At 68.8% G+C, this 12,305-nt stretch carries 13 protein-coding genes and 1 pseudogene; 9 read left to right on the top strand and 5 right to left on the bottom strand.

Features of this window, described 5'->3' with window-relative positions:
• Positions 1-12 precede the first annotated feature (12 nt).
• Positions 13-714 carry a TetR/AcrR family transcriptional regulator gene (locus MRAB57_RS04360; protein WP_077090387.1) on the bottom strand — a complete coding sequence of 234 codons (702 nt, stop codon included), beginning with the start codon at positions 712-714 and terminating at the stop codon, positions 13-15.
• Positions 715-848: 134 nt separating this feature from the next.
• On the opposite strand from MRAB57_RS04360, the gene MRAB57_RS04355 reads away from it, so the two are divergent.
• The 6 genes from MRAB57_RS04355 to deoC all read left to right on the top strand — a co-directional run bounded on the left by MRAB57_RS04355 (position 849) and on the right by deoC (position 5,122).
• Positions 849-2,201 carry a DUF445 domain-containing protein gene (locus MRAB57_RS04355; RefSeq protein ID WP_083743302.1) on the top strand — a complete coding sequence of 451 codons (1,353 nt, stop codon included), beginning with the start codon at positions 849-851 and terminating at the stop codon, positions 2,199-2,201.
• Positions 2,202-2,295: 94 nt separating this feature from the next.
• Positions 2,296-2,718, top strand: coding sequence for a helix-turn-helix domain-containing protein (locus MRAB57_RS04350; RefSeq protein WP_077086462.1), 423 nt, complete (start codon positions 2,296-2,298; stop codon positions 2,716-2,718).
• A gap of 296 nt (positions 2,719-3,014) precedes the next feature.
• Positions 3,015-3,620, top strand: a complete 606-nt coding sequence (locus MRAB57_RS04345; protein WP_077090385.1) for a heparin-binding hemagglutinin — start codon at positions 3,015-3,017, stop codon at positions 3,618-3,620.
• A gap of 82 nt (positions 3,621-3,702) precedes the next feature.
• Positions 3,703-3,990, top strand: coding sequence for a DUF2516 family protein (locus tag MRAB57_RS04340; protein WP_173813895.1), 288 nt, complete (start codon positions 3,703-3,705; stop codon positions 3,988-3,990).
• 5 nt (positions 3,991-3,995) lie between these two features.
• Positions 3,996-4,430 (top strand): DUF2599 domain-containing protein, encoded by a 435-nt coding sequence (locus tag MRAB57_RS04335; RefSeq protein WP_077086460.1) that lies wholly within the window; start codon positions 3,996-3,998, stop codon positions 4,428-4,430.
• Positions 4,430-5,122 carry a deoxyribose-phosphate aldolase gene (gene deoC / locus MRAB57_RS04330; RefSeq protein WP_077086459.1) on the top strand — a complete coding sequence of 231 codons (693 nt, stop codon included), beginning with the start codon at positions 4,430-4,432 and terminating at the stop codon, positions 5,120-5,122. Before MRAB57_RS04335 ends, deoC begins: the two co-directional genes overlap by 1 nt.
• A 9-nt stretch (positions 5,123-5,131) precedes the next feature.
• Here the strand turns inward: deoC and MRAB57_RS04325 are convergent.
• From MRAB57_RS04325 to MRAB57_RS04315, 3 genes and pseudogenes are all read right to left on the bottom strand, one after another.
• A pseudogene (locus MRAB57_RS04325) lies at positions 5,132-6,143 on the bottom strand (LmeA family phospholipid-binding protein).
• Complete coding sequence (locus tag MRAB57_RS04320; protein ID WP_077086457.1) at positions 6,140-6,976, bottom strand: carbon-nitrogen hydrolase family protein; 837 nt, start codon at positions 6,974-6,976, stop codon at positions 6,140-6,142. The pseudogene MRAB57_RS04325 and the gene MRAB57_RS04320 overlap by 4 nt, the downstream one beginning before the upstream one ends.
• A gap of 23 nt (positions 6,977-6,999) precedes the next feature.
• The gene (locus MRAB57_RS04315) at positions 7,000-7,512 is read right to left on the bottom strand and encodes a DUF2505 domain-containing protein (protein ID WP_077086456.1); all 513 of its coding nucleotides are present in this window, start codon (positions 7,510-7,512) and stop codon (positions 7,000-7,002) included.
• A gap of 2 nt (positions 7,513-7,514) precedes the next feature.
• On the opposite strand from MRAB57_RS04315, the gene MRAB57_RS04310 reads away from it, so the two are divergent.
• Together MRAB57_RS04310 and MRAB57_RS04305 are read left to right on the top strand one after the other, a co-directional pair.
• Positions 7,515-8,627, top strand: coding sequence for a UDP-N-acetylmuramate dehydrogenase (locus MRAB57_RS04310; RefSeq protein WP_077086455.1), 1,113 nt, complete (start codon positions 7,515-7,517; stop codon positions 8,625-8,627).
• A 34-nt stretch (positions 8,628-8,661) separates the two neighbouring features.
• Entirely contained in the window at positions 8,662-10,044 is a 1,383-nt protein-coding gene (locus MRAB57_RS04305) for a L,D-transpeptidase (RefSeq protein WP_108638047.1), read from the top strand.
• Here the strand turns inward: MRAB57_RS04305 and MRAB57_RS04300 are convergent.
• Positions 10,028-10,777 (bottom strand): SDR family NAD(P)-dependent oxidoreductase, encoded by a 750-nt coding sequence (locus tag MRAB57_RS04300; RefSeq protein WP_077086453.1) that lies wholly within the window; start codon positions 10,775-10,777, stop codon positions 10,028-10,030. The two genes, MRAB57_RS04305 and MRAB57_RS04300, sit on opposite strands and share 17 nt — an antisense overlap.
• A 167-nt stretch (positions 10,778-10,944) precedes the next feature.
• On the opposite strand from MRAB57_RS04300, the gene MRAB57_RS04295 reads away from it, so the two are divergent.
• Entirely contained in the window at positions 10,945-12,258 is a 1,314-nt protein-coding gene (locus tag MRAB57_RS04295; RefSeq protein WP_083743299.1) for an ROK family transcriptional regulator, read from the top strand.
• The last annotated feature ends 47 nt before the right edge of the window (positions 12,259-12,305 follow it).

Genomic DNA, 12,305 nt, shown 5'->3' with positions numbered 1-12,305 from the left:
CGCCGGGACGGCTCAGCCGTCCTCGCGGGGCACGGTCGGAGACGGGTGCGGTTGCGAGCGGAACTTCTCCAGCGAGCCGCCCACCTGGACGATGCCGCACAGCGCGTTCCAGCTGAGCATGGTCAGGTAGTCGATCAGCTCGTCCCTGCTCATCCGCGGATCCGACATCCACGAGTGGGTGGCCAGTTGGACGCCGCCTACGATCAGGTAGGACCAGGGCTCCGCCCCGCCGGTATCCACCCCGGCCTCGCGCATGCGACGGCGCATCAGCACCGCGATCATCCGGGCGATGATCCGCTCGGAGTCGGCGATCACCTTGCTCTTGCTGGCCGAGCTGTTGGCCATCACGAATCGGTAGGGCTCGGGTTCGTTCGCCACGGTTTCGACGTACACCCGGATGACCTCGCGGGTCAGGTCCAGGCCGTCCAGATCCGACATCAGCGCGGCGGCCATGTTGGGGATCAGTGTGGTCTGGGTGAACCGCATCATCACCGCGGTGGTCAGGTCGTTCTTGTCGACGAAGTAGCGGTACAGCACGGTCTTGGAGACGCCGATCTCCGCGGCGATCTCGTCCATGCTCAGGTAGCGGCCGAGCCGGCGAATGGCTTCGATGGTGCCGTCGACGAGCTCGTTGCGCCGGTCCACCTTGTGTTGGTGCCAACGCCGCTTACGGCCATCCGCCTTCGCGGTCATCGCCGGGATTCGCTCTGCCACAGTCGCCGATTCCATTCCCTAGACGCACTCGATACTACGGCGTGCGGATGGACCCGGCTGACCGGACGCGATCACTAAACAACCGCGCTGACCAGTTGTCGTAACACATACCCGCCCGGGCAATACATGATGGTGTGGTGGTACATCGAGCCCCGCAGAAATCCGACGCCCCGGGATCGTCCGCCGCGGCGGACAAGGCCCGCGCGTCCTTCGCGGAATCGTTCGCCGGGGCCGATCCGGATGCGGACGCGCAGCGGCGCGTAGGGCTGCGCCGGATGAAGCTGGTGGCGCTGAGCTTCTTGATCGGTGCCACCGGCGTGTTCCTCGCCTGCCGGTGGGCGCAGGCGCACGGCAGCGTGGGCGTCTGGGTCGGTTACGTCGGTGCGGCCGCCGAGGCGGGCATGGTGGGCGCCCTGGCCGACTGGTTCGCGGTGACCGCGCTGTTCAAGCACCCACTGGGCATCCCGATCCCGCACACCGCGATCATCAAGCGCAAGAAGGACCAGCTGGGCGAGGGCCTGGGCACGTTCGTGCGGGAGAACTTTCTGTCGCCGGAGGTGGTGGAGGCCAAGCTGCGGGACGCGCAGGTGCCCGGCCGGCTCGGGAAATGGCTGTCAGAAACATCACATGCCGAGCGGGTGGCGGGCGAGACGGCGACGGTGCTGCGCGTGCTGGTCGAGCTGCTGCGCGACGAGGACGTCCAGCAGGTGATCGACCGGATGATCGTGCGCCGCATCGCCGAACCGCAATGGGGACCGCCGGTGGGCCGGGTACTGGGGACGCTGCTGGCCGAGAACCGGCAGGAGGCGCTCATCCAGCTGCTGGCCGACCGGGCGTTCCAGTGGTCGCTGAACGCGGGCGAGATCATCCAGCGGGTGGTGGAGCGCGATTCGCCGACCTGGTCGCCGCGCTTCGTCGACCATCTGGTCGGCGATCGCATCCACCGCGAGCTGATGGACTTCACCGACAAGGTGCGCCGCAATCCCGACCACGAGCTGCGCCGGTCGGCGACCCGCTTCCTCTTCGAATTCGCCGATGACCTGCAGCACGACCCGGACACCATCGCGCGCGCGGATGCGATCAAAGAGCAGCTGATGGCGCGTGACGAGATCGCCAGCGCCGCGGCGACGGCCTGGAAGACGCTCAAGCGGCTGGTGCTCGAGGGCGTCGACGACCCGTCGTCGGCGCTGCGCACCCGCATCGCCGACGCCGTCATGCAGATCGGGGAGTCGCTGCGCGACGACGCCGACCTGCGGGACAAGGTGGATGGCTGGCTCGTGCGTGCGGCCCAGCACCTGGTGACGCAGTACGGGGTTGAGATCACCGCGATTATCACCGACACCATCGAGCGCTGGGATGCCGAGGAGGCCAGCCGGCGCATTGAGCTGCACGTCGGCCGTGACCTGCAGTTCATCCGGATCAACGGCACCGTGGTGGGGTCGCTGGCGGGCCTGGCGATCTACGCCGTCGCGCAGCTGTTCTTCTAGCGCGAGTCCCTAGGGGTGCTAACAAGTGCTTGCAAAAGCAAGCACTGGTTTGTACGCTGATGCCGGATCGGCCATCGGACCTAAGGAGCAAGCCATGTCGACGGAGGAGAAACTCTCCGCCAAGGTGTCGACCGCTGCCTCCGACATGGCTTCCGACATCGGCAGTTTCATCAGGACCCAGCGGGAAAACGCCCAGGTTTCAGTCCGTCAGCTCGCCGAGCGGGCGGGCGTCAGCAACCCATACCTGAGCCAGGTCGAGCGGGGGCTGCGCAAGCCGTCGGCCGACGTCCTCAATCAGATCGCCAAGGCGCTGCGCGTCTCCGCCGAAGTTCTCTACGTGCAGGCGGGGATGCTCGAGCCGACTGACAAGAGCCAGGTGCGTGACGCCATCGTCACCGACACGGCCATCACCGAGCGACAAAAACAAATTCTGCTCGACATCTACACCTCGTTCACCCAACAGAATGAGTCCGTCCAAGAGGAGTGTCCGACCATCGATGACGCCGCGCAGGCATAGTCCAGCGGCCATCGGGTTACCCATAACCAAGTGAGCTAACCGCTTCGGGCCATCGAACTGGCCGAGTTCCGACAACGCAGTCGATATCGGCCGGGCCTGAGCGCAAGGTGCAGCTACTGCACCGAAATCCCCTCAATCCTCAATCCGACCCGACCGACCAGGAGGTTTTTCGGCAAGCCGCGAGCGATGTCAATCCGCGGGTCTTGATCCTCCCTTTGGGAGCACGTGCTTGCCCCAACTTCCACACCAACGACGCAACAACGCCGATAACGAAACAAACCATGAAAGGAAAAACCATGGCTGAAAACTCGAACGTCGAAGAATTGCGGGCTCCGTTGCTGGCTGCCCTGGGCGCCGCGGACCTGGCCCTGGCCACCGTCAACGAGCTCATCTCCGGCCTGCGCGACCGCGCCGAGGACACCCGCACCGACACCCGCAGCCGCGTCGAGGAGAGCCGTGCTCGCCTGGCCAAGCTGCAGGACGACCTGCCCGAGCAGTTCACCGAGCTGCGCGAGCGTTTCACCCCCGAGGAACTGCGCAAGGCCGCCGAGGGCTACCTCGACGCCGCGACCAACCGCTACAACGAGCTGGTCGAGCGCGGCGAGGCCGCGCTGCAGCGGCTGCGCGCCCAGCGTCCGTTCGAGGAGACCACGGCGCGCGCCGAGGGCTACGTCGACCAGGCCGTCGAGCTGACCCAGGAGGCCCTGGGCACCGTGGCGACGCAGACCCGCGCGGTCGGTGAGCGTGCCGCCAAGCTGGTCGGCATCGAGCTGCCGAAGAAGGCGGAGTCGGTCAAGGCGGCGGCCAAGAAGGCCCCGGCCAAGAAGGCTCCCGCCAAGAAGGCCCCGGCCAAGAAGGCTCCGGCCAAGAAGTCGGCGGCCAAGAAGGTCACCCAGAAGTAATTCGCAAGCGTTCGCACTCCGAGTTGCCCTCCGGGGCAACTCGGAGTCGACGTTTCTCAGGCGGCCCGCATACCCTTAGGGCGTGACTAGCGCCGTGGGTACCGTCATGTTGATCCTGCAGATCGCCGTCCTGGTGACCGCGGTGTACGCGTTCATACACGCGGCTATGCAGCGCACCGACGCCTACACCGCCGCCAACAAGCTGACCAAGCCGGTGTGGCTGGTGATCTTGGCTGGCGCTGTGGCTCTGACTTCCGTTCTGAGCTTCGTCTTCGGCGTGCTCGGGCTCGCGATCGCCGCCTGCGCGGCCGGCGTATACCTGGTGGACGTGCGGCCGAAACTTCTCGAAGTTCAGGGCAAGTCGCGCTGAACCGAATGAAGGCCCTGCTGGCTGTGTCGGCGGTGGCGACGGTCGCGGTGGCGGGCCCGTTACCCGAGGCGGCCTCGGCCGATCCCGGAAGCGAAGCGCCCAACCCGGCGTACTCCCCGCCCTTCATCGATCACACCCAATGGACGCAATGGCAGCGCCTGACGAGCCTGCGGGTGTTCCCGACGCCGTCTGGCCGGACGGCCGCCCGGCAACCCGGGACCGACGCCGCCGCCGGTGAGGCCTGGACCGAGGTGCTGGCGAAGTCGCCGAACGCCGATACCCCCGGCATGCGCGCGCAATTCATCTGCCACTGGCAGCTGGCCGAACTGGTCGAGCCCGGCAAACCCAGCTGGAACCTGGAGCCGTGGCGGCCGGTCGTCGACGATGCCCAAATGATCGCCACCGGGTGTAACCCCGGCGGCCCGGAGGAGCAATTCTGATGCCCGGTTCAACCCAAGGTGCTGCCACCCGCGAGCGCGTCGCCGCGCTCGTCGACCACACCCTGCTCAAGCCCGAAGCCACCGCGGCCGACGTGGTAGCGCTGGTGACCGAGGCCCTCGAGCTCGGCGTGTACGCGGTCTGCGTGTCGCCGTCGATGGTGCCCGTCGCGGTGGCGGCCGGCGACGGTGGCGTGCGGGTCGCCGCGGTGGCCGGATTCCCGTCGGGCAAGCACGAATCGATCGTCAAAGCGCAGGAGGCCGCCCGGGCCGTCGCGGCCGGAGCCGTCGAGGTCGACATGGTCATCGATGTCGGCGCCGCGCTGGCCTCGGACCTCGATGCGGTGCGGCGCGACATCGAGGCCGTGCGCGCCGCGGTGCCCGCGGCGGTGCTCAAGGTGATCGTGGAATCGGCTGTGCTGCTGGGGAATTCGGGCGAGAGCACCCTGGTGGACGTGTGTCATACCGCCGAGGCTGCGGGCGCCGACTTCGTCAAAACCTCGACCGGTTTTCACCCGGCGGGCGGCGCATCGCTGCGCGCGATCGAGCTGATGGCGCAGACCGTCGGCGGGCGGCTCGGGGTCAAGGCCAGCGGCGGCATTCGCACCGCGGCCGACGCGATCGCGATGCTGGACGCCGGCGCCACCAGGCTGGGCCTGTCCGGCACCCGCGCGGTGCTCGACGGTCTGGGCTAGCGCCCGCGCCTAGATGTTGGCGAAGCAGGAGTCCTTGTTGTCGCCGGCCGGGATGGTGGCGTTCTGCGTCGAGAAGTGACTCGTCACGCCGGTGGGTGTCACCTGCACGCTGTCCGCGTGAATGCCCAACGGGTAGTTGGCGGTCAGCTTCGCGGTGTACGCGTCCAGCGTCGACTGGATGCTCTCGCGCGGCAGGGTCAGGCCCAGGGCGTTGAAGCTCTGGATCTGCAGCTGGATCCCGTTGCCGGACACCACCGGCTTGGTGGTGATGTTGTCCAGCATCCCCTTCAGCTCGATGGTGCCGTCGGCGGGATGGGTGGTCACGCTGCTGGTGACGAACTGCCCGAGAATCGGGATCGCATTCTGCACCGACTGCTTGATGCCGTCGGTCGTCCAGGTGATGTTGGCATCGAGGGAGCCGATGGTGCCCTTGGACGTCGAGGTCCGGTTGAGCTGGACGTTCCTGATGCTGATGTCGATCTTCATGCCTTTGGCGTCGCGGATCTGGTTGCCGGCCGTCGACACCGTGATGTTGGTGAAGTGCTGCGTGGCGAGCTGCCAGAGCAGCAGCGGCGCCACCCCGAACGACGCGGTGGCCTGATCCTGGACCTCGCACGCGACGGCCTGGGCGACCTTGGTGTCGGCCCGATGCCGGGCGTACAGCTCGCCGCCGATCAGGCCGGCGATGACGAGCGACACCACGATGATGCCGATCAACACGAGGGACAGCGGGTCGCGGATGGACCGCCGTTTGCGCTGTCCTTCGGGCGCCGGCTCTTGGCCGGGCGTGGCCAGCCGCTCCGTCGGGCCCGGGGCTGGTGGGCTCCTCCGCGGTGGCGTTGGCCGCGCCGAACTGCTCGGTCCGCTCCTGCGGCGGGACGGGCGTGGTGGCGGGCTGGTCAGGACCGCCGGTGCCGAACTGCTCGGTGGGCCGCGCGGCTGTCGGGGGTTCGCCGAACGGCCCCTGATTGCCTGGCCAGGGCGGCGTGCCCTCGTTCGCTGGTCCTGGTGGGTTCGTCACCCGACCGATTCTGCCGCATCGGCGCGAGTGAAGTCGGACTGGTTGCGCAGCACCGCGATGCTCTCGCGGGCCGCGGCGACCCGATCGAGGTCGATGTCGGTGACCACCAACTGCGGCTGCGACCCGGCCGAGGCGACCATTTCGCCCAACGGCGAGGCCACCAGACTGCCGCCGACCCCGAGCGGCGCGCCGGAGCCCGAGCCCGTCAGGGTGTCACCGGGATCGGCCTGGCCGGCCGCGGCGACATAGCTCATCGAGTCCAGCGCCCTGGCCCGGGCCAGCAGCGTCCACTGCTCGAGCTTGCCCGGGCCCGAACCCCAGGACGCGCACACGACGATCAGCTGGGCGCCGCGTCGGGACAGCTCCGTGTAGAGGGCCGGAAAGCGGACGTCATAGCAAACGGTCAACCCGACGCCGACGCCGTCGACCGTGATCACCACCGGCTCGCGGCCGGGCGCCACCGTCCGCGACTCGGTGAACCCGAACGCGTCGTAGAGGTGGATCTTGTCGTAGTGGGCGTCCGGCTGGTTCGGCGAACCCGGGCCCGCCGCGATCACCGTGTTCGTCACCCGCCCGTCCCCGGACGGGGTGAACATGCCGGCGATCACCGTGATGCCGGCGTCGGCGGCGATCCGGCGGACGCCGTCGGCCCACGGCCCGTCGACGGGCTCGGCGATGGGTTTCAGCGGGACGCCGAAGCGGCACATGGTCGCCTCGGGGAACACCACCAGCGCCGCGCCCGCGTCGGCCGCGCGCGCCGTGTACTCGCGCACCAGCTGCAGGTTGGCCGCCGGATCGGTGCCACTGAGGATTTGCGCCAGCGCGATTCGCATAGGCGCCAGCTTAGGCTCGCGGCTCAGGCGTGGTTGGTGATCCACTCCGAGGTGAACTGCTGTTCGGCCCGCACCAGGTTGGCCAATTGGGTGCCGATGATCTTCTCCAGCTTGCCGCCGATGAGCGGGATCTTGACGTGAACCGTGAGTTCGCACTCCAGCCGCGAGCCGCCCGACTCGGCCGAGGGGGACAGCGACGCGGTGCCCGACACCTTCGCCGGAGCTCCCGCGACCGATCCGGAGAAACTGCTCGTCGCGGTGCCGTCGGAGACGGGTCCCCAGCTCTCCTCGCGCTTGATGCACAGATCGCCGCGGTGCAATTGCGAGATCATCCCGGGCAGCTTGTCGCTGTGCACGATCTGCAGCGTGGCCACCTCGATGGCGCCGTCGCCGGCGACTTCCAGCGCCTCCAGCTTCGCGTCGTCGACGCCGGAGGCGGCCAGCCTGGCCAGCCAGTAGCCCTCCTCGGTGAAAGCCCGCAGGACCTCTTCCACGCTGTCCTGGTAGTCGGCGGACAAGTCGAATGAACGCGGCATAGCTGGTCAGGCTACCGTTACGGGCCGTGGTCGGTTCGTTCATTGCCGGTGCGTCTGTCGCCGAGTCGGTGTCGTTGGCGCCATTGACCACCCTGCGGGTCGGGCCGGTCGCCAAGCGACTGATTACCTGCGTCAACACCGATCAGGTGATCGCCGTTTTGCGCGAGCTGGACTCCGAAAGCGTTGAGCGGGACGGCGGTCCGCCGCTGATCTTTGCCGGCGGTTCCAACGTGGTGATCGCCGATACGTTGACCGACCTGACCGCCGTGCGGGTGGCCAGCGACGGCATCACGGTCGATGGCAACGTGGTGCGCGCGGAGGCGGGCGCGGTCTGGGACGACGTGGTGGTCGCCGCCATTGCGCACGGGCTGGGCGGCCTGGAATGCCTGTCGGGCATACCCGGTTCGGCCGGGGCCACCCCGGTGCAGAACGTCGGGGCCTACGGCGCCGAGGTGTCCGACACCATCACCCGCGTCCGGGTGCTGGATCGCCGCAGCGGCGAGGTGCGCTGGATACCGGCCGGCGAACTCGGCTTCGGGTATCGCACCAGCGCGTTCAAGCGGGCCGGCGGCGTCGACATCCCGTCGGTCGTGCTGGAGGTGGAGTTCGCGCTCGACTCCTCCGGGCGCAGCGCGCCGCTGCGCTACGGCGAGCTGACGGCCGCGCTGGGCGCGGACAGCGGCGATCGGCTCGACCCGCGCGCGGTCCGCGACGCCGTGCTGGCGCTGCGCATGCGCAAGGGCATGGTGCTCGACGAGGCCGACCACGACACCTGGGGCGTCGGCTCGTTCTTCACCAACCCGGTGGTGACGCCGGAGGTATACGAGCTGCTCGCCGGGCGCAGCGACGGGCCGGTACCGCACTGGCCCGCCCCCGACGGCGTCAAGCTGTCCGCCGGCTGGCTGGTCGAGCGGGCGGGTTTCGGCAAGGGGTATCCCGACGACGCCGCGGCGCCCTGCCGGCTGTCGACCAAGCACGCGCTGGCTCTGACCAACCGCGGCGGCGCGAGCACCGCGGACGTGATCGCGCTGGCCCGCGCCGTCCGCGACGGGGTTCGCGACGTGTTTGCCATCACACTCGAACCCGAGCCCGTCCTGCTGGGTTGCCCGTTGTAGCTGTTGATTTAGCCCAGCTACGAGGCGGTTGCCGATTTGTCGTGACAGGGAAGCGCGCTGTCTCCCGGTATCTTTGGATGTCGTGAACGCATCCGATAGCCAGCCGCCGATCAATCGGCGCCTTGCTCTGGCGGCCCTCGGGCTCGGTGTGTTCGCGCCCAGCGTATTGGCCTGTGGCGGCACCGCGGCCAAGCAAGCCGAGAAAAACAAAGAACAGGCCGCGCCGCACCTGAAATACCAGCCCGCCGACGCGGCCACCGACATCGGGCCGATTACGCCGGTCAGCGTCCAGGTCGCCGACGGCTGGTTGCAGAAGGTGGCGCTGACGAACTCCTCGGGCAAGGCCGTCGCCGGGTCGTTCAACGACGACCGCACGGTCTACACGATCACCGAGGCACTGGGCTACGACGGGACCTACACGTGGAGCGGCTCGGCCGTGGGCCACGACGGCAAGACGGTTTCGGTCGCGGGCAAGTTCACCACCGTGGCGCCCAGCAAGAAGATCGACGGCGGATTCCAGCTGGCCGACGGCCAGACCGTGGGTGTCGCGGCCCCGATCATCATCCAGTTCGACTCCGCGATCAGCGACAAGGCCAACGTGGAGAAGGCGCTGACCGTCACCACCAACCCGCCCGTCGAGGGCAGCTGGGCGTGGCTGCCCGACGAGGTCGGCGGCGCCCGCATCCACTACCGGCCCCGCGAGTACTACCCGGCCGGTACCACCATCAACGTCGACGCCAAGTTCTACGGGCGTCCGTTCGGCGACGGCGCCTACGGCCTGCAGGACATGTCGCTGAAGATCCAGATCGGGCGTAAGCAGGTGGTCAAGGCGGAGGTCTCGTCGCACCGCATCCAGGTGTTGCGCGACGAGGGCGTCGTCATGGACTTCGCGTGCAGCTACGGCGAGGCGGACAAAGCGCGCAACGTCACCCGCAACGGCATCCACGTCGTCACCGAGAAGTACGCCGACTTCTACATGTCCAACCCGGCCGCGGGCTACAACCACGTGCACGAGCGCTGGGCGGTGCGGATCTCCAACAACGGCGAGTTCATCCACGCCAACCCGTCCAGCGCCGGCGCGCAGGGCAACACCAACGTCACCAACGGCTGTATCAACCTGTCGACCGGGGACGCCGAGCAGTACTACGGCACCGCGATCTACGGCGACCCGGTCGAGGTGACCGGGAGCTCGATCCAGCTGTCCTACTCCGACGGCGACATCTGGGACTGGGCCGTGGACTGGGACACCTGGGTGGCCATGTCGGCGCTGCCCCCGGCGACGGCTCGCCCGCCGTCGACGCAGATCCCGGTGACCGCGCCGGTGACGCCGACGGATGCGCCAACCCTCTCTGGCACCCCGACTTCGACGTCTGGGACCACCACGACCACCACCACCTCGCCTAGCCCCGGCGGTTAAACCGCCTGGTGTCGGCCTGATCGCGGGGCTTGATGACGACCAGGTCCAGATCGACGTGCGACGGCCGGGATGCCACAAAACCGATCACCTCGGCGACGTCGGCCGCCACCAGCGGCGTGATGCCGGTGTACACCGCGTCGGCCCGCTGCTCGTCGCCGTCGAAGCGCACCAGCGAGAACTCGGTCTCGACCGCGCCCGGCGCAATCTCGGTGAGCCGCACCGGTTTTCCGAGTAGCTCGCCGCGCAGCGTGCGGTGCAGCGCGCTCTGGGCGTGCTTGGCCGCGGTGTAGCCGGCGCCGCCGTCGTAGATCTCCATCGCGGCGACCGAGGTGACGGTGACGATCAGACCGTCGCCGGAGTCGATCAGCTTGGGCAACAGCGCCCGGGTGACCCGGAGGGTGCCCAGCACGTTGGTCTCCCACATCCACTGCCAGTGCTCCATGTCGGAGTCGGCGACGGGAGCCAGTCCGCGGGCGCCGCCGGCGTTGTTGACCAGCACATCTACCCAGCCCAATTGGTCGGCGAGCGCTTCGACGGCGGCGTCATCTGTGACGTCAGCCACAATTGCGGTGCCGTCGATCTCTTTCGCGAGCACGTTTATCCGGTCCGCGCGGCGTGCCACCGCGACGACATGAAACCCAAGAGCCGCAAGGGTTTTGGCCGTCGCCTCACCGATGCCTGAACTGGCACCGGTGACCACTGCAATTCGTTTTTCGGCATTAGCTGAACTCACCAAGCCAACTCTAATAAACGTGCTAAATTTCTTCTGTGCACCACAGCGCCCTGTTCAGCACCACCGCCGCGTGTCTATGCGCGGCGGGTGCGTGTTGTTGCCGCGCACTTTGCCGCGCCTGACTCAGCAGGTGGGGCCGAAGACCGGCCATAGAACTCGGACAAAGGATGCTCGTGCGCACGACCTCTCTCACTCATTCGCTCCATTCCGCGACTCGCAAGGGTCACCTGCGGCTGCACCGTCAGATTCTGCCGCCGGCCCTGCACATCTCTGACTCGGCGGCGGCGTCCGTCTTCCGCGCGGTGCGGCTGCGCGGCCCGGTCGGCCGCGACGTCATCGCCGGGGTCACCTCGCTGAGCATCGCCACGGTGAACCGTCAGGTCATCGCGCTGCTCGACGCCGGTTTGCTGCGGGAACGCGCCGACTTGGCCGTCTCCGGTGCCATCGGACGCCCGCGGGTCCCGGTGGAGATCAACCACGAACCGTTCGTCACGCTGGGCATTCACGTCGGCGCGCGGACCACCAGCATCGTGGCCGCCGACCTGTTCGGCCGCACGCTGGACACCGTCGAGACGCCCACACCGCTGAGCCCCGCGGGCCCCGCGCTGGCGTCGCTGGCCGAGAGCGCCAGCCGCTACCTGCGGCGTTGGCACCGGCGCCGCCCCCTGTGGGTCGGGGTCGCCATCGGTGGCACCGTCGACAGCGCCACCGGCCACGTCGACCACCCGAGGCTGGGCTGGCGCCAGGCGCCCGTCGGGCCGGTGCTGGCCGACGCGCTGAGCCTGCCGGTGTCGGTGGCCTCGCACGTGGACGCGATGGCCGGGGCCGAGCTGCTGCTCGGCATGCGGCGGTTCGCGCCGAGTTCGCCGACCAGCCTGTACGTCTACGCCCGCGAGACCGTCGGGTACGCGCTGGTGATCGGCGGGCGGGTGCACTGCCCGTCCAGCGGCCCTGGCACCATCGCGGGCCTGCCCGCGAACTCGGAGCTGCTCGGCGGCACCGGGCAGCTGGAGTCCACGGTCAGCGACGAGGCGGTCATCGCCGCGGCCCGCAAGCTGCGCATCCTGCCCGCGGCCCCGCCGGGCCGTTCCACCGGCTCGTCGACCGGCATCGTGGACCTGCTGCGGCTGGCCAGGTCCGGCAACCAGCCGGCCAAGGAGCTGCTGACCGAACGCGGCCGGGTGCTCGGCGAGGCCGTCGCCTTGCTGCGCGACCTGCTCAACCCCGACGAGCTGGTGGTCGGCGGCCAGGCGTTCACCGAGTATCCGGAGGCGATGGAGCAGGTGGAGGCGTCGTTCGTCGAGCGCTCGGTGCTGGCGCCGCGCGATCTGCGCGTCACCGCCTTCGGCAACCGCGTCCAGGAGGCCGGGGCCGGCATCGTGTCACTGGGCGGGCTCTACGCCGACCCGCTCGGCGCGATGCGCCGCGCTGGCGCCCTCGGTTCCCGGCTGCCGGAGATCGCGCCCGAGAACACCGCCTAACGCGAGGCATCCCGCAGGCATGAGCTGTACGTGCGGCCCGTCCTGTA

The sequence above is a fragment of the Mycobacterium rhizamassiliense genome (assembly GCF_900157375.1).
Lineage (GTDB): Bacteria > Actinomycetota > Actinomycetes > Mycobacteriales > Mycobacteriaceae > Mycobacterium > Mycobacterium rhizamassiliense.
This window is presented reverse-complemented; position numbering and strand designations above follow the sequence as displayed.

Bases quoted from the DNA above. Each gene is read 5' to 3' on its own strand.
- MRAB57_RS04350 (WP_077086462.1), top strand. From the start codon at position 2,296: ATGTCGACGGAGGAGAAACTCTCCGCCAAGGTGTCGACCGCTGCCTCC.
- MRAB57_RS04345 (WP_077090385.1), top strand. From the start codon at position 3,015: ATGGCTGAAAACTCGAACGTCGAAGAATTGCGGGCTCCGTTGCTGGCT.
- MRAB57_RS04335 (WP_077086460.1), top strand. From the start codon at position 3,996: ATGAAGGCCCTGCTGGCTGTGTCGGCGGTGGCGACGGTCGCGGTGGCG.
- deoC (WP_077086459.1), top strand. From the start codon at position 4,430: ATGCCCGGTTCAACCCAAGGTGCTGCCACCCGCGAGCGCGTCGCCGCG.
- MRAB57_RS04320 (WP_077086457.1), bottom strand. From the start codon at position 6,976: ATGCGAATCGCGCTGGCGCAAATCCTCAGTGGCACCGATCCGGCGGCC.
- MRAB57_RS04315 (WP_077086456.1), bottom strand. From the start codon at position 7,512: ATGCCGCGTTCATTCGACTTGTCCGCCGACTACCAGGACAGCGTGGAA.
- MRAB57_RS04295 (WP_083743299.1), top strand. From the start codon at position 10,945: ATGCTCGTGCGCACGACCTCTCTCACTCATTCGCTCCATTCCGCGACT.